16 protein-coding genes are annotated in these 20,895 nt (G+C 41.9%); 12 read left to right on the top strand and 4 right to left on the bottom strand.

The window, feature by feature from the left end:
- Positions 1 to 8 precede the first annotated feature (8 nt).
- A complete protein-coding gene (locus tag VHA02S_RS16485) occupies positions 9 to 842 on the bottom strand; it encodes a hypothetical protein (RefSeq protein ID WP_038898111.1) in 834 nt (277 codons plus the stop codon).
- Between the two features lie 212 nt (positions 843 to 1,054).
- Between VHA02S_RS16485 and VHA02S_RS16480 the strand changes: the two genes are divergently transcribed.
- From VHA02S_RS16480 to VHA02S_RS16460, 5 genes are all read left to right on the top strand, one after another.
- Complete coding sequence (locus VHA02S_RS16480) at positions 1,055 to 1,390, top strand: hypothetical protein (protein WP_038898110.1); 336 nt, start codon at positions 1,055 to 1,057, stop codon at positions 1,388 to 1,390.
- 144 nt (positions 1,391 to 1,534) lie between these two features.
- Positions 1,535 to 3,574 (top strand): type I restriction-modification system subunit M, encoded by a 2,040-nt coding sequence (locus VHA02S_RS16475; RefSeq protein WP_038898109.1) that lies wholly within the window; start codon positions 1,535 to 1,537, stop codon positions 3,572 to 3,574.
- Positions 3,574 to 4,914 carry a restriction endonuclease subunit S gene (locus VHA02S_RS16470; RefSeq protein ID WP_038898107.1) on the top strand — a complete coding sequence of 447 codons (1,341 nt, stop codon included), beginning with the start codon at positions 3,574 to 3,576 and terminating at the stop codon, positions 4,912 to 4,914. The genes VHA02S_RS16475 and VHA02S_RS16470 overlap by 1 nt, the downstream gene beginning before the upstream one ends.
- 2 nt (positions 4,915 to 4,916) lie before the next feature.
- Positions 4,917 to 6,059, top strand: a complete 1,143-nt coding sequence (locus VHA02S_RS16465; RefSeq protein WP_050567801.1) for an FRG domain-containing protein — start codon at positions 4,917 to 4,919, stop codon at positions 6,057 to 6,059.
- Between the two features lie 11 nt (positions 6,060 to 6,070).
- Positions 6,071 to 9,283, top strand: coding sequence for a type I restriction endonuclease subunit R (locus tag VHA02S_RS16460; RefSeq protein ID WP_038898106.1), 3,213 nt, complete (start codon positions 6,071 to 6,073; stop codon positions 9,281 to 9,283).
- 107 nt (positions 9,284 to 9,390) lie between these two features.
- Here the strand turns inward: VHA02S_RS16460 and VHA02S_RS16455 are convergent, their stop codons facing one another.
- The 3 genes from VHA02S_RS16455 to VHA02S_RS16445 all read right to left on the bottom strand — a co-directional run bounded on the left by VHA02S_RS16455 (position 9,391) and on the right by VHA02S_RS16445 (position 13,196).
- Positions 9,391 to 10,356, bottom strand: a complete 966-nt coding sequence (locus VHA02S_RS16455) for a replication initiation protein (RefSeq protein WP_038898105.1) — start codon at positions 10,354 to 10,356, stop codon at positions 9,391 to 9,393.
- Positions 10,357 to 10,817: 461 nt separating this feature from the next.
- Positions 10,818 to 11,882, bottom strand: coding sequence for a site-specific integrase (locus VHA02S_RS16450; RefSeq protein WP_038898103.1), 1,065 nt, complete (start codon positions 11,880 to 11,882; stop codon positions 10,818 to 10,820).
- A gap of 246 nt (positions 11,883 to 12,128) precedes the next feature.
- Positions 12,129 to 13,196: a site-specific integrase gene (locus tag VHA02S_RS16445; protein WP_038898102.1), complete on the bottom strand. Its 1,068-nt coding sequence runs from the start codon at positions 13,194 to 13,196 to the stop codon at positions 12,129 to 12,131.
- Positions 13,197 to 13,443: 247 nt separating this feature from the next.
- Between VHA02S_RS16445 and dusA the strand changes: the two genes are divergently transcribed.
- From dusA to VHA02S_RS16410, 7 genes are all read left to right on the top strand, one after another.
- A complete protein-coding gene (dusA, locus tag VHA02S_RS16440; protein ID WP_038898101.1) occupies positions 13,444 to 14,424 on the top strand; it encodes a tRNA dihydrouridine(20/20a) synthase DusA in 981 nt (326 codons plus the stop codon).
- Between the two features lie 163 nt (positions 14,425 to 14,587).
- Complete coding sequence (gene pspG, locus VHA02S_RS16435) at positions 14,588 to 14,803, top strand: envelope stress response protein PspG (protein ID WP_005451528.1); 216 nt, start codon at positions 14,588 to 14,590, stop codon at positions 14,801 to 14,803.
- 100 nt (positions 14,804 to 14,903) lie between these two features.
- Positions 14,904 to 15,569 carry a TIGR04219 family outer membrane beta-barrel protein gene (locus tag VHA02S_RS16430; RefSeq protein WP_038898100.1) on the top strand — a complete coding sequence of 222 codons (666 nt, stop codon included), beginning with the start codon at positions 14,904 to 14,906 and terminating at the stop codon, positions 15,567 to 15,569.
- A 150-nt stretch (positions 15,570 to 15,719) separates the two neighbouring features.
- Positions 15,720 to 15,950, top strand: coding sequence for a hypothetical protein (locus VHA02S_RS16425; protein WP_005451530.1), 231 nt, complete (start codon positions 15,720 to 15,722; stop codon positions 15,948 to 15,950).
- 117 nt (positions 15,951 to 16,067) lie between these two features.
- Entirely contained in the window at positions 16,068 to 17,942 is a 1,875-nt protein-coding gene (locus VHA02S_RS16420) for an assimilatory sulfite reductase (NADPH) flavoprotein subunit (RefSeq protein ID WP_102949558.1), read from the top strand.
- Positions 17,942 to 19,678: an assimilatory sulfite reductase (NADPH) hemoprotein subunit gene (cysI, locus tag VHA02S_RS16415; RefSeq protein ID WP_017817604.1), complete on the top strand. Its 1,737-nt coding sequence runs from the start codon at positions 17,942 to 17,944 to the stop codon at positions 19,676 to 19,678. Before VHA02S_RS16420 ends, cysI begins: the two co-directional genes overlap by 1 nt.
- Complete coding sequence (locus VHA02S_RS16410) at positions 19,671 to 20,450, top strand: phosphoadenylyl-sulfate reductase (RefSeq protein ID WP_005451533.1); 780 nt, start codon at positions 19,671 to 19,673, stop codon at positions 20,448 to 20,450. Before cysI ends, VHA02S_RS16410 begins: the two co-directional genes overlap by 8 nt.
- Positions 20,451 to 20,895: the final 445 nt, after the last annotated feature.

The raw sequence follows: 20,895 nt of genomic DNA, 5'->3' as shown, positions 1-20,895 counted from the left end.
ATTGCTAGCTACGGTATCCTTTTTCTTATATTTTCGATTTCCTCACTTTGCTTTGATGACAATAGCCTATGATCGATAGAGTCATAGGTTTTCATCAAACGGTTTTTTTGTCGGCGTTTTTGCCTTTCGTCACTTTCTTCAAGGGCAGTGAGCCACTTCTTGAACTGTTTCTGCATCTGCAAAACTTGCTTTTCCAGTTCCAGAGCAACTTGAGATTTTTCGTATTGATACTGCCATTCGCCAAGTCGTTTCCCTTTTTTGTTTTCTTCTGGTGCGTAACTACGGTAATCGATACCAATGTGCTTTAGCGCTGATTGATTGAAAGCCTTTTTAATCAGCTTTGTTGCTTTTTTTTGCTGGAGTTCTTTTAGGATGCGATTGCCAACAATTTTTCCTATGACTAGATGGACATGGTCACCACTACCGCCTCTGCCGCTTTGGTGTTGCTGGTGAATAACGGCACGGATTTGCTGACGAAACTGAGCAAACTCTGCTTTATTCAATTTGCAATGCTTGGCTAAAGCGATACAACAATCCCTTACAACGCTTTGCCATTGTTTTGGAGTGGGTCGATACCCTTTGGGGAGCGTCAGGCAATATTCCATCGCATAGCTCGATAGTGGTCGCCCTCCTTTGCGATTGTTGAGTTGTTGTTTGAGTCGAAAACCTTCTCCAGCCAATGCGATTTGATGAGATGTTTTGGCACAACCATAGATGGAGATGATGTGCTCAGTATGCTTGTGGTTTGCATGTTTAGCATTGAGTAAATAGCGCTCCCGCATCATTATACCATCGCTTGCTAGGCGAACGGGTTGGGTAATGACAGTCCAGTTTTTTAGCATGTTGGTTCATTTTCTTTAAGCATACTAACTAGTTGCTCTTGTTCCAAAACTTGCTGCTAACCCTGTATACAGAGCTGCGGTTCCAGATAGGACAACCCAGCTTCGCTGAGTTGTTGTCCACTGGCAAGAAGGGGGGAATCCCTTCTTAACTACCCCTTTGAATGCATCGGTTGGTATATGAGAAAAAATTGGTTAGTTTTAAATAAAAACCTATGAATACTAACTCACCAATACTACAAGCTGTTCAAATTGAAAGGTTCAGAGAAACAACAATCGAAAGTCTTGTTGTCGGCAAATGTAAAGAGGCTGGATTTGTTTCAACTTTGGATATTGAAACACGATCTTCTCGGTTACGCTGGGTTCAAAAGTTAACAGAGCGTTGCCTATTTGCGTACGCTATTGAAAACCAATTGGATGGCAGGGTTGAACCCGAACTTAATGCGGACTCAATTGCTTTACTGATGGTAGAGAGAGATAAAAAAGTTACAGACATTGTGGAGATGATCGCCCAAAAAATCTTGCTAGGAATACCTAATTACGAGGCTTAATAATGTGTTCCTTTACCCTGAAGCGCCAAAATAAGGCGCTCTTAGATAGTACTTAGCTTGTTGTTTATGCGGTAGAACTAGCAGCGAGCGATGTCACTCTGTTGTATAATCTGCACAACTTTCATATTCAATGTGCTGATTATAATGACTAACAACAATTTCTCTTCGACAGCAGCGTTTTTATGGTCAGTAGCTGACCTTCTACGTGGTGATTTCAAGCAATCTCAATACGGACGTATCATTCTCCCTTTCACTCTACTAAGACGCTTAGAGTGTGTGCTTGAAGCGACAAAACCAGACGTTCTCGCAAAATACGAAGTAGTAAAGGCGATGCCAATAGAGGCACAAGATAAACTATTGACGCACGCAGCGCAGTTGAGCTTTTACAACACTTCAAAAATGGACTTAAACCGCCTTGGTGAAACAGGTGTAGCAAGTAACCTAGAGAGCTACATTCAATCATTTAGTCCTAATGCTCGTGAAATTTTTGAACACTTCGACTTTTCCAATACTATCGACAAACTGCAAGAAGCGGATTTACTTTACAACGTGGTAAAACACTTTAAGAAAGAAGATCTCCACCCAGATACTATTAGTAACTACGATATGGGGTTAGTGTTTGAAGAGCTAATAAGACGTTTTGCTGAAAGCTCTAATGAAACCGCAGGGGAGCACTTCACCCCAAGAGATATTGTGGAGCTGACAACTTCATTACTGTTCACAAATGAAAAAGAGTTAACCAGTGCAGGATTGGTACGTTCAATCTATGACCCTACCGCAGGCACCGGGGGCTTTTTATCATCCGCTATGGAATATGTTCTTCAGCTCAACGAAAAAGCGTCTTTATCGGCGTTTGGACAAGAACTAAATCCTGAGTCCTATGCTATCTGTAAAGCGGATATGCTGATAAAAGGGCAAAAGGTCGACAACATTAAGCTCGGCAATACATTATCGAATGACCAACTCTACAGCGATAAATTCGACTATATGCTGTCAAATCCACCGTTTGGGGTAGATTGGAAAAAGATTCAAAAAAAGATAAATGATGAGCACAATCAAAAACGTTTTGAAGGTCGATTTGGCGCAGGCTTACCACGAGTCTCTGACGGTTCGTTGCTATTCTTGATGCACCTGATTAGCAAAATGCGCCCCCAAAGCGAAGGCGGTTCACGAATAGGTATTATCTTGAATGGTTCACCTCTCTTTACCGGTGGTGCTGGTAGCGGTGAAAGTGAAATTAGACGCTACATTCTTGAAAACGACTTACTTGAGGCAATTGTGGCTCTGCCTACTGATATGTTCTACAACACTGGTATTGCAACTTATATTTGGGTGCTATCTAGCCATAAGACCGATGAACGTAAGGGCAAAGTTCAGCTTATCAATGCATCAAAAGAGCGAGCGAAGAATGGTGGTAGAGGACGTAGTGGCGGTAGTGAAGTAGAAGGTGATGATGATGGTGTGTTTTATGCTGTAATGCGAAAATCGCTGGGAAGTAAGCGTAAAGCGCTTACTCCTGAAGCGATTGATACTATAGTGAAAACTTATGGTCAGTTTGTCGAAAATGACTTTAGTAAAATTTTTGATTACGAAGAATTTGGCTATCGCAGGATTACCGTTGAGCGACCTCTTCAGTTAGCTATTTACCCTAAAGATTTACTACGTCTTGAAGCCTTACAAGCAGATAATGCATGGGCAAAAATAGATGAAAATACGCAACAAGCCGTGCTGAACGCTCTTGACTCTTTTGAACAAGAAAAGTACCTGTCTCGTGATGAGTTCCTCAAGCAGCTCAAAACTAAACTGTATATGTTCAAAATTAGCGCAGCGCAGTTAAGACTGATCATTAAACACCTTGGTGAACATGATGCTGAAGCTGAATTGTGTAAAACAAAAGGTCAAAAGGAAGCAAATCCAGAGCTTCGGGATAACGAAAACATTCCCCTAACAGAAACGGCTGCTGACTACTTTGCTCGTGAAGTGTTACCTCATGTGCCAGATGCTTGGATTGATGAAAGTAAAACCGACCCTACAGATGGAGAGGTTGGTGTCATCGGTTATGAGATTCCATTTAATCGCCATTTTTATGTTTATGAACCACCACGAGATTTAGAAGAAATTGATGCTGATTTGGATTCAGTATCTGCTGAAATTCGGAAGTTGCTGAACGAGGTACATTCATAATGGCTAGTAGTTACAAGAAATATCCAGACTACTTTAGTTCAGGTGTGGATTGGATTGGCGAAATTCCCAGTCACTGGGGGGTTAAACGCCTTAAGTATATTTTCGATATCAAAAAGAGAATTGCAGGGCAGTTAGGTTTTGATGTTCTCTCAGTAACGCAAAAGGGAATTATCGTTAAAGATATTGAGAGTGGTGATGGTCAGCTTTCAATGGACTATTCAAAATACCAATTGGTTTTTGAAGGCGATTTTGCTATGAACCATATGGATTTGTTAACAGGGTATGTAGATATATCTTGCTTTAACGGTGTGACTAGCCCTGACTACAGGGTATTCACGCTTAAAGATGATAAACAGTTCAATGCCAAATACTATCTATATTTGTTGCAAATGTGCTACAAGCAAAAAATCTTCTTTCCTCTTGGACAAGGCAGTGCGCATTTAGGGCGTTGGCGTCTTCCTACAGAAGCATTTAATGAGGTTGTATATCCTTATCCGAGCACCTCGGAGCAACAAACAATAGCCAACTTCCTTGATCACGAAACGGCCAAAATTGACGACTTAATGGCTAAACAAGACAAGTTGATTGAACTGTTGAAAGAAAAACGCCAAGCAGTAATTTTTCATGCAGTTACCAAAGGGCTTAACCCAGACGTATCAGTGAAAGACTCAGGCGTTGAATGGCTGGGTGAAGTCCCTGAACATTGGAATGTTGGGGCTTTAAAACATATTGTTGATAAAGAAAAAAATTCAATTGTTGATGGACCATTTGGCTCCAGCGTAAATACATCTGAAGATTATGTAGATGATGGTATTCCTGTCGTAAGAACCGTAAACATAACAAATAAAGGTTTCGTTAAAGATAATCTGATGTTTATGCGTGAAGAGAAGTTTCGACAACTGCAAAGGCACTCTGTACATCCTAATGATGTACTGTTTTCTAAAGTAGGGACTATTGGAAATGCTTGCTTACTTCCGTCTGACATACCTGAAGCAATACTCTCAACTACAGGTAGTTGTAAGATAACAGTTGAACGTACATTGTACCTTCCTGAATTTCTTGTTTGGGTAATTCAGTCAATGAATCAACAGTTGATGTTGATAGCAAACTCGAATGTTCAACCATTTTTGAACATGTCAAACATCAAAAACTTGACGATACCAATTCCTTGCGTAAAAGAACAAAATGAAATTATTGAATGTACAGCCCCAAAATTAACAAAAATTGACTATGCCATATCGAAATCAGAGTTATTAAGTAGCACTTTAAGAGAGCGAAAAGCGGCTCTTATTTCAGCAGCCGTAACAGGTAAAATTGATATCAGTGATTGGGAGGCTTAATTGTGGCAGTTAAACATATTAAGTCTCTAGCCCACTTCATTGCTGCTTGCTCGGAAATACAGGTAAAGGATGACCATACACTGTTTTATCGTGGTCACGCCTCAGATGCTTTTAATCCTTTGCCTACTATTTTCAGAAACCAGAATGATGATGCAAAGAAAAGTCGTTATGTGGAGAGTGAAGGTGAATTATTTCATAATTTGGTGACTCAGTGTCCTGAAGAGTTTAAAGATTGTGTATCTACCTTCGATTTCTTGGTCAAAATGCAACATTATGGTTTACCTACAAGATTGCTTGACATTACAAGTAACCCTTTAGTCGCTCTATATTTTGCCTGTTGCACGTTGATTCCCGAGACCTCTAGGGATAAAAATGCCAAGAATGGACAGGTACTAATTTACCAAGTGCCAAATGATGAAATTAAGTACTTTAATAGTGATACGGTTTCTGTCGTTAGTAACTTGGCTAGAGCAGAAGCAAACTTTGACTTCTCCAATACCGAGGAGCAAGAGCGATTTCTTCACTCAATCCAAGCCGAAAAACCCTACTTCAAACCTTACATTAAAGAGGAACACTTACACTCTGTTATCTGTGTAAAGCCGAAGTTGGACAACCGTCGAATAGTAAAACAGAGTGGTGCGTTCTTTTTGTTCGGTATGGGAAATAAAAAAACAGACCCAATTCGTATACCTGAACATTTCCGTCCCGACGTTAAGCACATCGCTATACCAAAGGGTTCGAAAGAGAACCTGTTAAAAGAGCTTGCAACATTGTCTATCTCAGAGGCAACTTTGTTCCCAGAAATTGATAATGTAGCTAGGTTCTTAAAGAAGGACACTAATATAAAAGTGAAACCTCAAGAGGATACGATTGTTAATTTTGAACAGATAATCTCCCCAGTTTATGAAGCCATAATAATTGAAAAGCTGATGACAGATGCAAGTCTTCTGGAACAAATTAAAAATAACCCTGAAGATCGGGCTAAGCAAGGTGATTATCCGAAGTTATTACAAAATGCAATCATAGAAAGTCAAGGTGAATATGAAGAGGCGGCATTAAAATTACTCATTGAAGAAGAGATTGTAGAACAATTTTCAAGGAATGTTTTCAATGAGTTAAAACGAAGAATTGCGGAAGTTGTATAAAGGGCGAAACAATGTCAGATAAGGCAAAAGAGACAATATTCCAAAACGACATCCTTGACCAAATGCAGTCTCACGGCTGGTTGCTGGGTGAATCGAACAGATACAACAAAGAGTTGGCACTTTACCCTGAAGATGTGATCGCTTTTGCTAAAGCTACACAATCAGAACAGTGGGATAAGTTAGCGCAGCATTTCCCAGATACAGAACATAACCCTCACGCAACCGCTGATGCTCTCCTCAAGTCATTGGAGCAAGAGCTTAAAAACGAAGGCACACTTTGGGTATTGCGAAATAAACTCAATAATCGTGGGGCGAAGTTTGACCTTTGCAGTTTCAAACCTGATCACGATCTAAACCCAACGGCAACGGCACGTTATGAGCAAAACATTCTGCGTGTTGTTCCTGAACTAGTTTATTCACCAAATGGTTATGATGGTCGTTTAGATTTAACCCTTTTCGTCAACGGTATCCCTGTTGCGACTTGTGAGTTGAAGTCTGAGTTTAAGCAGTCGATTGATAACGCCAAAGTCCAATATATGAAGGACAGGCAGCCAAAAGATCCAAAAACTCGTAAACCAGAGCCGTTATTGACCTTTAAACGTGGTGCATTGGTTCACTTTGCTGTGAGCCAATACAATGTCGCAATGACTACTTGTTTAGCGGGTAAAAAGACATTCTTCTTACCCTTTGACCAAGGTACGGCTGACGGTGGCAAAGGTAATGATGTGCCTGAAGACGGCAGCTATGCGACCTCTTACCTCTGGAAAGAGATTTTCCAGAAAGATAACCTGTTGCTTATCTTAAGCCGATACATTCACCTCGAAGTGAAAGATGAAGAACAGTTAGACGGCTCAATCAAAGTCAAAGAGACAATGATTTTCCCTCGTTATCACCAATGGGCGGTTGTTTCTAAGCTGCTTAAAACGGTGGATAGCGAAGGCACTGGTCATAAATACCTAATTCAGCACAGTGCAGGCTCTGGTAAATCAAACTCAATTGCGTGGCTGTCTCACCAACTCGCATCAAAACACTACTATACCGACCACCCAGAGCTTGAAAAACAAGCAGGGGATAAGGTGTTTGATTCCGTAATCGTCATCACTGACCGAACGGTACTTGATAGCCAGTTGCAAGACACTATATATCAGTTTGACCATAACGAAGGTATGATTGCTCGTGTTAACAGAGAAGAGGCTCAAGGCTCTAAATCTAGCCAATTAGCAGGAGAGCTAAAGGCAAGCACTTCTATCATTATCGTAACGATTCAAACGTTCCCTCACGTTTTAGAAGCGATCCGCAAAGACTCAACCCTTGCTGGTCGAAGCTATGCGGTTATTGCCGATGAAGCACACTCTAGCCAAACAGGAACAACCGCACGTAAATTGCGTGAAGTATTAATGGCAGAGCAACTAGACGGTAACGAAGAGCTAGACAGTGAAGATATGCTGCGCTTATCACTTGAAGCTCGTAAAGGTTCAAACAAACTCAGTTACTTTGCATTTACTGCCACACCAAAAGCAAAAACATTAGAGCTGTTTGGTCGCAGACCAAATCTTGATGAACCAGCAAGTGATACAAACAAACCGTCGCCGTTTCACGTTTATTCAATGCGCCAAGCTATTGAAGAAGGTTTTATCCTCGATGTTCTGCAAAACTACACCAGTTACCGAGTTGCTTACCAACTAGCCCACGAAAATCCAGATTTAGACCAAGAAGTGGATAGCAAAAAAGCCGCTTCAAAAATGGCGAAATGGGTTCGCTTACATCCTTACAATATTGCTCAGAAAGTGGAAACCATCATTGAGCATTTCAACGAAAAAGTGAAACACTTGCTAGGCGGTGAAGCAAAAGCGATGGTTGTAACCAGCAGTCGTTTAGAAGCGGTGCGTTACAAACTGGCGTTTGAAAAATACGTTCAATCTAAAGGCTACGATAATGTTAATGCAATGGTTGCGTTTTCTGGTGAAGTGAATGACCCAGACTTACCCGATCAGCCATTCACTGAAACCAATATAAACCCGAATCTGCGTGGTCGTGATATGCGTAAAGCATTTGATACCGCCGATTATCAGGTAATGTTGGTAGCGAACAAGTTTCAGACGGGGTTTGACCAACCTAAGTTAGTTGCGATGTATGTCGATAAGCCACTAAAAGGTGTTGAATGTATTCAGACACTTTCACGTTTGAATCGCACCCACAAGCTTAAAGACAAGACCTTTGTGCTCGACTTTGTGAATGACCCAGAAGAGATCTTGGCAGAGTTTAAGGTTTATTTCCAAACGGCTGAACTGGCTGGCGTGTCAGATCCGAATATCGTCTATGAGCTGATGAAAAAGCTTGATAAGGTCGGTATTTACCAATGGCGAGAGGTTGAAGCGTTTGTAGATACTTACAATGACAAACAAGCTAATCAAGCCAAACTAGCCAATTTGTGTAAACCAGCCGTTGACCGCTTCTCGGTTCGTTACAAAGAAGCCACTCAGGTACTTCAATCGGCACAGGCTGAATTGTCCAAAGCGAAAATCGAAAAGAACGATAAGAGGATTAAGTTTGCAGAAAACAGCGTCAAACACGCTAAAGAAGCACGAGATATTCTGGAAGTATTCAAGAAGGATTTAATCTCATTCTATCGCTACTATGAGTTTACTTCTCAGATCGTTAATTTTGATGATTATGAGCTAGAAAAGCTCAGTATCTTCGCTAAACACCTTCATCCACTATTACGTTTAGATATCGTGGAAGACGATATAGATTTAACTGATGTGGTAATGACCCATTACCGTTTGCACGAGCAGCGTGAAGCGGATTTGCAACTAGGTAATAAAATTGGCGAAGAGCCTAAACCTTACCTACCAGCGGCAAAAGAAGGTTCTGGCGCAGCGCCTAAAGATCCAAAAACTGAGTTTCTCAACGAGATCATCGAGAGAATGAACGATTTGTTCATTGAAGATGGATTATCTGAAAATGATATGCTCAATTACGCAAATACCATTGCAGGTAAAATCTCAGAAAATGAAGTGGTAATGGATCAGCTTCGCAGTAATACCAAAGAACAGGCGATGCTAGGGCAGTTCCCTGAGTCAATCAGCAATGCCGTGATTGAAAGTATGGATGTTCATAACGAAATGGCAATGAAGCTACTATCTAATGAGGCTGTTGCAAAAGGCTTTGCTGGGTTGATGTTTGATGTATTGATGAAGGGTTTAGGTAAGTCTGAAAGTTAATTTTGGAAGAGAGAGCCAGTTTTTGTTACTGGCTCAACTTTAAGGGCGTACTGTGTTGTTAAAATTAGAATAGTTACGGTTCTAGTGTGGCTTTGCTATAACATTACTTATTCTGCTTTTTTATCGCTGATTTCGTCCACACGAGAGTCTCGTTTAATCTTGAACTTAACTCTAACCAATGGGTTGCCTCTTCTCTGATTGTCCTTGATTTGCTCAATATCAATTTGAAGATCAGTTTTTTTGATAACTTCTTTTACAGGTTGTTCAACTAGACGCTTGAAGAAGTGCTTCTGATGTGAAAACTCATCAAGACCGAACCGTTGCCTTATCTCTTCAACTTTCAACTCAAACTTACGTTTGTAAAGACCATTCAGAAACCAATGATAGTAGCGTGCAGCATGTGAAGAGCTAAAAGAGTTAATAGTGGATAGAGCACATGCTTGGTAGCCACTTTCAGCAACAACAGCTGACATAAAATCTAAGGAGAAACTCAGAACAACAAATTTCTGTTTTTTTACGTCGCATCTATGTACATAAACGGTGTCTGTAATCCTAGCTGGCTTAGTTGTAGTAACACCATTTCGCTTCTCCTTGAACAATATATCTGCTTGACATAGCTCATCAACAGCCTTGTAGAGCACTTTGTAGTTATTGCTTACCTTCTTGCCTGACTGGATAATTCGGACAGCCTCCCTAGCTGGAATTAGAATGGTTCGGTCTTCAATAAATCCGTAGTGCCAATCCAAAGTCTTGTGAGCATCTTCGTTACTGAATCGTTTGGCGGTGAAATAAGGCTCATTGTCAAAATAACTCATTGCATAGTTCAATAGTCGAAGTGATTGAATACTTAGAGAGTAATCGGCAAAGACCAGTGAGCTTTTGAGTTTTACTTTCTTTCCGCCATAGGGGTTAGCCGGAGGAACATTTCTAAGCGCCGAATCACTCAGTTGATATGGTTTTCTTTTATTTGATTCTTGACGGTCAGCAAGCCCACCTTGTGTTTGGAACGCAAGAGAATCATTGGAAAGTAATTTAGAAAAATTATGCTGAAAAGTGTGGCTTAATGCGTTCATGATAATTACTTTTCCAGAAGGCTAGTGAGAAATTTACAAGTGTTCAAGTGTCGAAAGAAAAAAATACGTCTACCAAATTGTGTAACCATGTGTCCCAAAGTCAGTAAGTAAAAACTACCAATTTCTGTAACTTCAGATACCAAATTAAGTACCCCAATGCCTCTGAAAGCATTGGTACATAAGGGCTGTGTCACTCTTTATTACCTATTATTTATATATTTCATTTATCACCTAACTTACATACCAGCGAAAAGGCACTTTTCTGCTGGGATCTTTAACTCTCACCTATTTACTTTAAGACTTATTTCTATGACCAAGTAGTTGTTGAATTTCGGTTACCCCTCATCGTTTAGTGGTGCCATGTTTTTTGAGGGGGAAGTAGGTGTACTGAACACCTATGCTTTTGGTAAGAGCTAGCCCTCATCAACAGTTCTGATTGAAGTTGAGGGCGTATACGAAGGTTAAGCTACCAGCCGACTGGTGTATGAAGGGTAGAAGCGAAGATAGATGTTGTTGAGAATGTTTAGATCTCTGTGTCCCGATACTTTCGATATCGAAGATAGATCCCAGCCCTTGTCGTACAATCGACATAATGCTTCTGCTCGAAGGTCATGAAATCTCAAGTCTTGAATGTTCAGTTCTTTCATTATCGTTCGCCAAGCAGAGCCAAAAGAATTTTTGTTGTATGGAAAAATAGGATCCGTATCTTTGCCTCGTGGTTGGCGTTCAATAATCTCGATCGCTTTTGGTGAAAGTTCAAAGCATGAGCGAACCTCTCTTCCTTTTTTTGGTGACTTACGCTTGGTAATCGTCAGAGTGCCTGCATCTTCATCGTAGTTTTGCCATGATATTCGTTTACTACAAATCTCTCCGACCCTTGCCGCTGTTTCAATTGCAAACTCGAAGATATCCAGTAATGGAATCTTCCTCCGCTTGTTCGAACATTCCAGTCTAAGTCGAGCCGTAATAGTATTTAGTTCTGATTGAGTAGGGCGACGTGTTCTTTCTTTGCTTTGAGTAACGTAGCCTTTTCGTTTGAGTGTACTTAGAGCATCTGGATATGACCTAAGATCTACGTTGCAACGAAGTATAGTTTTGGCATCTTGAAGTTGAGTTTTCAAAGTCGATAAGTTGTGGGCAATGGTTTGTGGTTGATTCTTCCAGTTGTCGTGCATGTAAACGGCTAAGTTGTACCAATGGAAGCTATTAACTTTTTCTGCTGGCACTGAGCTAATAGGCGTTTTTTTCGAGATTCGTTTGAGTAGGGCAATGGTGCTTTTTGGGGCGCCTTGAGGGTGATTGATGATTAACTCGATCACTTCACCGATAGTAAGGTAGCTCTTTGTTCCACAGAAAAAACCGAAATCACCGCTTTTAAACTGTTTTTGGAGTTTTCTTATGAATACTTCCGCTTGTGCTCGTGAAGGGAACGTGCGAGTTTTTTGACCTTTAAATGGATCGTTCTTTAAGCCCCTAACTCTGACTTTGTATTTGGAGTTAACTTTTTCGATAAAAATTGATGGCATTGAATCCCCTCTAAGTATTGATATTTTTAGAAGGTGTTTATTTAACTGTTTGATTTTAAATAAGTAAAGTGAAGGCGTTTTTCAAGTAATTCACGGACTTCGCTGGGGGAAACCTGTGAAGAGTTGAAGTGATTCACATACTTAAAGCAGATTTGATAATCTGTTTTTTTAAGATATTTATTACTATAAATGTTAACTAGATCACGGTTAGGCTTGATTTAGTCAAGCCTAACTTTAACTGTATGACTATCTATCGTGCAGGTTAGCTACCCCTACACGTAGGTAGATGTTGTTTAATACGTTGATATCTTTATGCCCTGTAATCTTAGATATCTCAACGATGTTTAGCCCCCTTTCAAAAAGCTGGCATGCTCCTTCAGCCCTTAGGTCGTGGTAGTGCAGGTCTTCAATGCCTTGGGATTTACACATACGTTGCCATGCCGCCCCAATTGAAGTTGGGTTGTATGGGAATATACGCTCTTCGAGTTTGGGCTGACGCTCAATAATCTTCAGCGCTTCGGGAAAAAGTGGGATAGTGCAATGATTTCCCGCTTTTTTGCGTGGGTCTTTGCGATCTCTGATGGTGATTGTGTTGTCGACTAACGAAAGATCCTTCCAAGTTACACGTGTGATTTCACCTAAACGCATACATGTAAGTATCGATATGTGGAAGATATCTACTAATGGTATGTGGGATGCACGATGGTTTTGTCTTTTGAGTAGCCCTTCTTCAGCAAGAGCTAGTTCTTCTTTGCTAGGTCTGCGGTCACGTTTATTGCTTCGACCAATGAGCCTATATTTAACGAGAGTTGGAATAGCCTCATTGTGGGCATGAATATTTGCTTTGTATCCAAAGATAGGGCCAGCAACATTAATGACGCTTCGCAGGTAAGTGATATCTTGATATACAGTTTGGGGCAAAGGTGCACTAGGTTCATTAAGTCTTTCTCTGCAATGTCTTACCAGATGTGTTGCTGTCAACTGATCTGCTTGTACCAAAGCGATATCGTAGCTACGAAGTCTGCGTAATACCGCTTCTTTTGAGCGACCAAGATCTTTTGAGGTTATCTGATCGTTAAGATACAAGGTAATCAGATCTCCGATGAGGATATTCTGCTTAGGCATGTCTATCGATGGTATGCCATTGTCCTCTAGTCCTTTTACGACATCGTCAGCCCACGCTTGTGCGAGAGATTTTTTGTCGAATGTTTTAGATTTCTCGAATACTCGCTTGTTATGCCGTGAAGCTCTGACTCTGGCTTTATATTTGACCCCTGATTTACGTGCGACCTTTTCGATGTTGATTGTAGCCATGTTTACCTCTAGCGTTGGATAGATTGCTTTAGAGGTGATTTACTTTTGCTCAGCAGCATTGAAGCTATGTCCGTAGATAGCTATAATCCGCCGCCTTTAATGGTATTTTTAGGGGGCATTGCATGTCCCCTGTTTTGTCCCCTATCTGTCCCTCGGTGCTAAAATAAGCTCAAATGAGACAGATAATGTTGCAATGCCCCTTTGTGGTATTTGCCTTAAGATGCTGATACTAAAGGAGTATTGTAAAATGTACCCATCATCTAGACTCTCTGTCGCTCCCATGCTCGATTGGACGGATCGTCATTGTCGCTACTTCCATCGCTTAATGACCAAAGAAACCCTGCTGTACACCGAAATGGTGACTACAGGCGCGATCATTCATGGAAAAGGGGATTTCCTGGCTTATAACGAGGAAGAGCATCCGTTAGCCCTTCAGCTTGGTGGCTCAAACCCAACAGATTTGGCAACGTGTGCCAAGCTTGCGCAAGAGCGTGGCTACGATGAGATTAACCTAAACGTTGGTTGTCCATCGGATCGCGTTCAAAATGGTCGATTTGGTGCATGCCTAATGGCAGAGCCGCAGTTGGTCGCAGACTGCGTAGCCGCGATGAAAGATGTGGTAGACGTGCCTGTTACTGTGAAAACACGTATCGGCATCGATGACCAAGATTCTTATGAATTCCTAACGGATTTCGTGTCTATTGTTTCTGAGAAGGGCGGCTGTGAGCAGTTCACTATCCACGCACGTAAAGCATGGTTAAGTGGTCTAAGCCCGAAAGAGAACCGTGAGATCCCACCATTGGATTACCCACGCGCTTACCAATTGAAGAAGGACTTCTCACACCTAACGATTGCGATTAACGGTGGCGTGAAATCTTTAGAAGAAGCGAAAGAGCATCTACAACACCTAGATGGTGTGATGATTGGTCGTGAGGCTTACCAAAGCCCTTACTTGCTAGCATCTGTTGACCAAGAGCTGTTTGGTTCAAATGCACCAGTGAAAAAGCGCAGCGAAATCGTTGAAGAGATGTTCCCGTATATTGAAGCGCAATTGGCAAAAGGTGCTTACCTTGGTCATATCTCGCGTCATATGTTGGGTCTGTTCCAAAACATGCCTGGTGCTCGTCAATGGCGTCGTCACATCAGTGAAAACGCGCACAAACCGGGTTCAGGTCTAGAAGTGCTGCAAGATGCACTGGCGAAGATTCCAAAAGAATTGAACGTGTAAATTTCACCAGTGGTTGGTGAAATTTACCAACTGATAAATAACAAAGCCAGAGTGCAGAAATGCCTCTGGCTTTATTTTTACTTATAGATCATGGTATTAGATATATATTTATAAGTTGGTATGGAACCTGCTCTAGTAAAACTAAAACAAAGGAGAAGTGATTATGTTGGAGCTGATCTTTATTTTAGTTTTCACAGCAACCCTATTAGTAACCGGTATTACTATGGTAACGGTATTTGCCGCAACAGGTATCGCATTGGTTGTGATGTTCTTATTGGGTATGGTAGGCGCTGTACTAAAACTATTGCCTTGGTTGATAGTCATTGCACTAGGTATATGGTTTTTTAAAAACTTCGTTGCCCAGCCTCGTTATAAGTAACGGATAGTAGAGATTTAGTTGATGGTGGGCTGTGAGAGTATGTTAGTATTTCTCACATGCCCCTTAATGTTGAAATCAGCTATCTCGGAGTAAAAATTACATGACATATAAAGCGACCATCGCTTTAGCGACACTATCGTTGGCTGCGTCTTACCCTTGTTTCGCAGAACAAGAGTCTTCTTTCACTACGACGGTTGGTGGGGAAGTTTGGGTAGCGGATACCAAAGTGAATGAAGTAAGAAGAGATAGCGACACAACGGGGTCTTTCTACGCTGCGATTGAGCATGACGTGAAATACGTACCGAATGCGCGCCTTCGTTACTCAAGTGTTGATGCGGATTACATGGGTTTTGAGAAGCTCGACCTTACTCTTTACTACCAAATTCTTGAACACGACCTGATGCACTTCGATGCGGGTCTTACTTTTAGTAACTTGAGTGATACAAAATACGTAGACGCAGGCACTAATGCTCGTACGGAAGATTTTGATGAGCTGATTTGGGCTTGGTATGGCTACGCAGAAATCACTGTGCCAAATACAAACTTTGATGTAATTGGTGAGATGAACTTTGGTGATAACAAAGGTATCAAGAGTACTGATCTAATGGCTGGTGTTCAGTATCGAATTCCTTTTCAAGAGTCTCAACTCACTTTCCGTGGTGGTTACCGTGTGATTGATTTAGAGTCAGAGGAGTTTTTATCGAGCCTAGGTAAAGAGTTTATCTTTGCAGACGGCTTCTTCGTTGGTGCTCAATACTCTTTCTAACTACATAACATCAAATCCTTTAAAACGTCGCTTTATAAGCGGCGTTTTTTTATATCACTTCATTATATTAAATCGAATTTCTCGCCCAAGTTTCACTCTTCTACCATGCTTATCTAGGAGCAATGTATAAAAGTTGGAGCAGGGATTGCGATGACAATAAACGAATTACGACATCTATTTCGTGACAACCAGCTAGTCGAAGCCATTATAGAGCCTTCAATTCAAGAGGGAGGATGGGTTGTCGAGTTTCGCCATGCCCGTGGTGGGTTTGTTTGCCTCACAGACAGTCATGGGGAAGAGTGCCTATATGATGATCTTGATACGGCATCAAAATCGGCGTTGGCGGTTGGCTTTCAACAAGTTCGTATTGAGGATCGTTGAGCACTAAGCTCAGCGTTCTTACTTCCAAAAAGTTATAAAACATTCTCTTCTATTCTTTCTTGTTATTAGAGAGAGTGGTTAATCTATCGTCACGCAATGAATAGGGATGTCGTGACAATGTCTTTTCAACAGAATGAATATTCTCACAAGAAAGTGTCGGAAGATAATAATGGGCAGGGTGCTAATCCACCAATCGCAAGCCCACTAAATGACCAGCAATTTAACTCACTCCAGCAAACTGTCTCAGAGTTGTCTTCACAGCAACTTGCATGGGTCAGCGGTTACTTCTGGGGACTCGCTCAAAACCAACCAAGTGCAGCGGCTGCAACACCAATCGCACAGGCTGCTGCTTCTGTTGCTGCAAAACCAGCAGGTAAGCTAAGCATCATTTTTGCTTCTCAGACTGGTAATGCGAAAGGCGTTGCTGAAGCGCTAGAGCAAGAAGCCAAAGCAGAAGGCATTGCTGTAGAGCTGTTTGATGCTAGCGATTACAAAGGCAAGAACTTAGCAAAAGAGACTCACGTGATCATCGTGGCGTCGACCAATGGTGAAGGCGAAGCGCCAGATAATGCCATTGAACTGCATGAGTTCCTTCAATCTAAAAAAGCACCCAAGTTACCAAATCTACAATACGCCGTGATCGCACTGGGCGATTCTAGTTATGAGTTCTTCTGCCAAACGGGCAAAGACTTCGATACTTACTTGTCTAAGTTAGGCGCAACTGCCTTCATCGATCGCATTGATTGTGATGTGGATTATGAAGCGCCGGCCGCTGAATGGCGTAAGCAAGCGCTTGAACAAGTAAAAGAAGCCCTTTCTTCAGGCAATGAAGCAGAAGTAGTCCAACTGCCTGTTGGTCAAGCTGCTCCAGGACATTCTGCTTATAACAAGCAAAATCCATATACCGCAACGTTACTGACAAGCCAGAAAATCACAGGTCGTGATTCAGGTAAAGACGTTCGCCATGTAGAGATTGATCTCGAAGAGTCGGGTTTGACCTATCAGCCAGGTGATGCGCTAGGTGTTTGGTTCGACAATAGTTCAGAATTAGCCAACGCTATCTTAGCGAAGGCTGGTCTATCCGGTGTAGAAAGTGTTGAAGTCGATGGCGAAAGCCTTTCTATTCACAGTGCATTGGTTAGCAAGTACGAAATCACCGCATCAAACCCTCAGTTTGTCACTAAATTCGCAGAGCTATCTGGTAGTAAGAAACTACAAAAGCTAGTGGAAGATAAAGACAAGCTTCGTGAGTACGCTGCAAATACCCAAGTGGTAGATGTACTTGCAGAGAAGAAGACCAAGTTAAGTGCAGAAGAATTAGTTGGTTTACTTCGTCGATTGACACCTCGTCTATATTCTATCGCTTCGAGTCAAACGGAAGTCGATGAAGAAGTTCACCTTACCGTAGGCTTGGTTGAATACGACAAAGGTGATGAAAAGCGCTATGGCGGAGCATCAAGTTTCCTCGCTCAACGTCTAGAAGAAGGCGGTGAAGTGAAAGTGTTTGTTGAGCACAACAATAACTTCAAACTGCCACAAGATGACAACACACCAATCATCATGGTTGGTCCTGGTACCGGTATTGCGCCTTTCCGTAGCTTTATTCAGGAGCGTGATAACCGTGACGCTGAAGGCAAGAACTGGTTGTTCTTTGGTGACCGTACCTTTACTCAAGATTTCCTTTACCAAGTTGAATGGCAGAAGTACCTCAAGTCAGGTTTGCTGACTCGCCTTGATGTTGCGTTTAGTCGTGACCAAGCAGAGAAGGTTTATGTTCAACATCGCATCTTAGAAAACGCTGAACAAGTGTGGCAATGGATTCAAGATGGAGCCTACATCTATGTATGTGGTGATGCCACTCGTATGGCAAAAGATGTTCACGATTCGCTGGTATTTGTAGCCGAGCAACAAGGCAAGCTATCTCGTGAAGAAGCCGAAGCATTTATCAACGATCTACGTAAAGCGAAACGTTACCAAAGGGATGTGTACTAATGAGCGCGAATCAACAATCAAACAGCCAAGAAGTATTAGGTGAGGTGCTTGGTCCACTCTCGGATAATGAGCGCCTTAAAAGAGAAAGTAATTTACTGCGTGGAACGATTGAACAAGATCTGCAAGACCGTATTACTGGCGGTTTTACTGCAGACAACTTCCAATTGATTCGTTTTCACGGAATGTACCAGCAAGATGACCGTGATATCCGTAACGAGCGTGCTAAACAAAAGTTGGAGCCGCTGCATAATGTCATGCTTCGTGCTCGTATGCCGGGTGGCATCATTACACCAAAGCAATGGCTAGCGATCGACAAGTTTGCAACCGAGCACTCTTTATATGGAAGTATTCGTCTTACTACTCGTCAAACGTTCCAGTTCCATGGCGTGCTAAAACCAAATATCAAGTTGATGCACCAAACGCTAAACAGCATTGGTATTGATTCGATTGCAACTGCGGGTGACGTTAACCGTAACGTATTGTGTACCACTAACCCAGTGGAGTCGGAGCTACACCAAGAAGCTTACGAATGGGCGAAGAAGATCAGCGAGCATCTATTACCAAAGACGCGCGCTTATGCCGAGATTTGGTTGGACGGTGAAAAAGTAGAAAGCACGGAAGAAGACGAACCGATTCTAGGTAAGAACTATCTACCACGTAAGTTTAAAACCACAGTGGTTATCCCACCGCAAAATGACGTAGACGTACACGCTAACGATCTTAACTTCGTAGCGATTGCAGATAACGGTAAGCTGGTTGGTTTTAACGTGCTTGTTGGTGGTGGTCTAGCGATGACACATGGCGATACATCAACTTATCCACGTAGAGCGGATGACTTTGGTTTTATTCCATTAGAGAAGACGCTTGATGTTGCTGCTGCTGTAGTAACAACTCAACGTGATTGGGGTAACCGTTCTAACCGTAAGAATGCAAAAACCAAATACACATTAGATCGTGTCGGTAGTGATGTGTTTAAAGCGGAAGTAGAAAAACGTGCCGGTGTTAAGTTTGAGCAAAGCCGTCCTTACGAATTCACGGAACGTGGTGACCGTATCGGATGGGTTGAAGGTATCGATGGTAAGCATCACCTAGCACTCTTCATTGAAAATGGTCGTCTATTAGATTTCCCAGGTAAACCACTTAAAACGGGTGTTGCTGAAATTGCCAAAATCCATAAAGGCGATTTTCGTATGACTGCAAACCAAAACCTGATTGTTGCTGGTGTACCAAAAAGCCAAAAAGCGAAGATCGAGAAGATTGCTCGTGAACATGGTTTGATGGATGACGGCGTAAGTGAACAACGTAAGAACTCGATGGCGTGTGTGGCGTTTCCAACGTGTCCATTAGCCATGGCAGAAGCAGAGCGCTTCCTTCCTCAATTTGTAACCGATGTAGAAGATATTCTAGAAAAGCATGGTCTGCCTGAAGAAGACAATATCATTCTTCGTGTAACAGGGTGTCCAAATGGTTGTGGGCGAGCAATGCTGGCAGAAATCGGCTTAGTTGGTAAAGCGCCAGGTCGATACAACTTACATCTAGGTGGTAACCGAGGCGGTACTCGTGTACCGAAGATGTATAAAGAGAACATTACGGATAAGCAAATCTTAGAAGAGATTGATCTGCTGGTGGCTCGTTGGGCTGCTGAACGTGAAGAAGGCGAGGCATTTGGCGATTTCACGATTCGAGCTGGCATTATCCAAGAAGTATTCGTATCAAAGAGGGACTTCCATGCTTGATTCTGTAGCGTCCAAACCGGAGCTAACAGAGTTACTGACATTAACTAAGACGGAGCAAATCCTCCGTCTTGCTCAAATCAATGTCGAGCTCGAACAGCTTTCGGCACAAGATAGAGTAAAGTGGGCATTGGAGAATTTGGAAGGGGAGTTCGCTGTCTCGTCCAGTTTCGGTATCCAAGCCGCAGTGATGCTCCATCTTGTGACACAACAAAAACCGGATATTCCAATTATCCTAACGGACACCGGCTATCTATTTGCAGAGACATATCAATTCATCGATCAGTTGAAAGCGCAACTGAACCTTAACCTTAAAGTGTATCAAGCTAAAGAAAGTGCGAATTGGCAAGAAGCACGTTATGGAAAACTTTGGGAACAGGGTATAGAGGGAATTGAAAAGTACAACAAGATAAACAAAGTCGAGCCAATGCGACGAGCTCTGCGTGAGCAAAATGTCGGTACTTGGTTTTCAGGACTGCGTCGAGAGCAAAGTCAATCTCGTGCTGGTCTTCCAATCTTGTCGATCCAAAATGGTGTATTTAAATTCTTACCTGTGATTGACTGGACGAATAAAGATGTGCACTACTACCTAGAAGAGCATGGTTTGAGTTATCACCCTCTATGGGATCAAGGTTACCTTTCTGTCGGTGACACTCATACTACTAGAAAGTGGGAACCGGGCATGTCGGAAGAAGAAACTCGTTTCTTTGGTTTAAAGCGTGAATGTGGATTGCATGAAGACGATGGTAGTGAGCAGGATGGCTCAGGTATTTAGATGCTAATCTGGCAAAAGCCGTGTTTAGGGTAAATAAAGAAAGCTGCTGTAAAGCAGCTTTCTTTATATATAGTGAAAGAAAAAGGAGCATAAAAAGGATAACTCTGTGGATAAGTTGTATGCAGTCTTGGGGTAAAGTTGGATAAATAAGGCTTTGATCGAAAAGTCGTCGTTTAACTATTATTTTTGCAATTTTTGCAAAATAACGCTTGCCAATGTGAGCGCGATCTCTATAATGCCTCCTTGTCGACAGGGCAGAGCTCACAAGGGTTCGAAGCTAAGTCGGCAAGGTCAGAAAGAAAAGCGAAATAATTAATTGCCTTTACTTTTAAAAAGTAAAATAAATAGCAAAAAGTGTTTGACACAGAAAATTATCTAGCTAGAATGACCGCCTCTTCCGAAGTGATGTAAGTCACAAAGAAGAGTAGCTCTTTAAAAATAAGAA

The sequence above is a fragment of the Vibrio harveyi NBRC 15634 = ATCC 14126 = KCTC 12724 genome (assembly GCF_001591145.1).
Taxonomy (GTDB): domain Bacteria; phylum Pseudomonadota; class Gammaproteobacteria; order Enterobacterales; family Vibrionaceae; genus Vibrio; species Vibrio harveyi.
The sequence above is the reverse complement of the archived record's forward strand: the minus strand, read 5'-3'. Positions and strand labels throughout refer to the sequence as shown.

Coding starts and splice junctions, on each gene's coding strand:
- cysI (WP_017817604.1), top strand. CDS start 17,942: ATGAGCGCGAATCAACAATCAAACAGCCAAGAAGTATTAGGTGAGGTG.
- VHA02S_RS16480 (WP_038898110.1), top strand. CDS start 1,055: ATGAATACTAACTCACCAATACTACAAGCTGTTCAAATTGAAAGGTTC.
- VHA02S_RS16455 (WP_038898105.1), bottom strand. CDS start 10,356: ATGAACGCATTAAGCCACACTTTTCAGCATAATTTTTCTAAATTACTT.
- dusA (WP_038898101.1), top strand. CDS start 13,444: ATGTACCCATCATCTAGACTCTCTGTCGCTCCCATGCTCGATTGGACG.
- VHA02S_RS16475 (WP_038898109.1), top strand. CDS start 1,535: ATGACTAACAACAATTTCTCTTCGACAGCAGCGTTTTTATGGTCAGTA.
- VHA02S_RS16420 (WP_102949558.1), top strand. CDS start 16,068: ATGTCTTTTCAACAGAATGAATATTCTCACAAGAAAGTGTCGGAAGAT.
- VHA02S_RS16410 (WP_005451533.1), top strand. CDS start 19,671: ATGCTTGATTCTGTAGCGTCCAAACCGGAGCTAACAGAGTTACTGACA.
- pspG (WP_005451528.1), top strand. CDS start 14,588: ATGTTGGAGCTGATCTTTATTTTAGTTTTCACAGCAACCCTATTAGTA.
- VHA02S_RS16445 (WP_038898102.1), bottom strand. CDS start 13,196: ATGGCTACAATCAACATCGAAAAGGTCGCACGTAAATCAGGGGTCAAA.
- VHA02S_RS16485 (WP_038898111.1), bottom strand. CDS start 842: ATGCTAAAAAACTGGACTGTCATTACCCAACCCGTTCGCCTAGCAAGC.
- VHA02S_RS16430 (WP_038898100.1), top strand. CDS start 14,904: ATGACATATAAAGCGACCATCGCTTTAGCGACACTATCGTTGGCTGCG.
- VHA02S_RS16425 (WP_005451530.1), top strand. CDS start 15,720: ATGACAATAAACGAATTACGACATCTATTTCGTGACAACCAGCTAGTC.
- VHA02S_RS16450 (WP_038898103.1), bottom strand. CDS start 11,882: ATGCCATCAATTTTTATCGAAAAAGTTAACTCCAAATACAAAGTCAGA.
- VHA02S_RS16470 (WP_038898107.1), top strand. CDS start 3,574: ATGGCTAGTAGTTACAAGAAATATCCAGACTACTTTAGTTCAGGTGTG.
- VHA02S_RS16460 (WP_038898106.1), top strand. CDS start 6,071: ATGTCAGATAAGGCAAAAGAGACAATATTCCAAAACGACATCCTTGAC.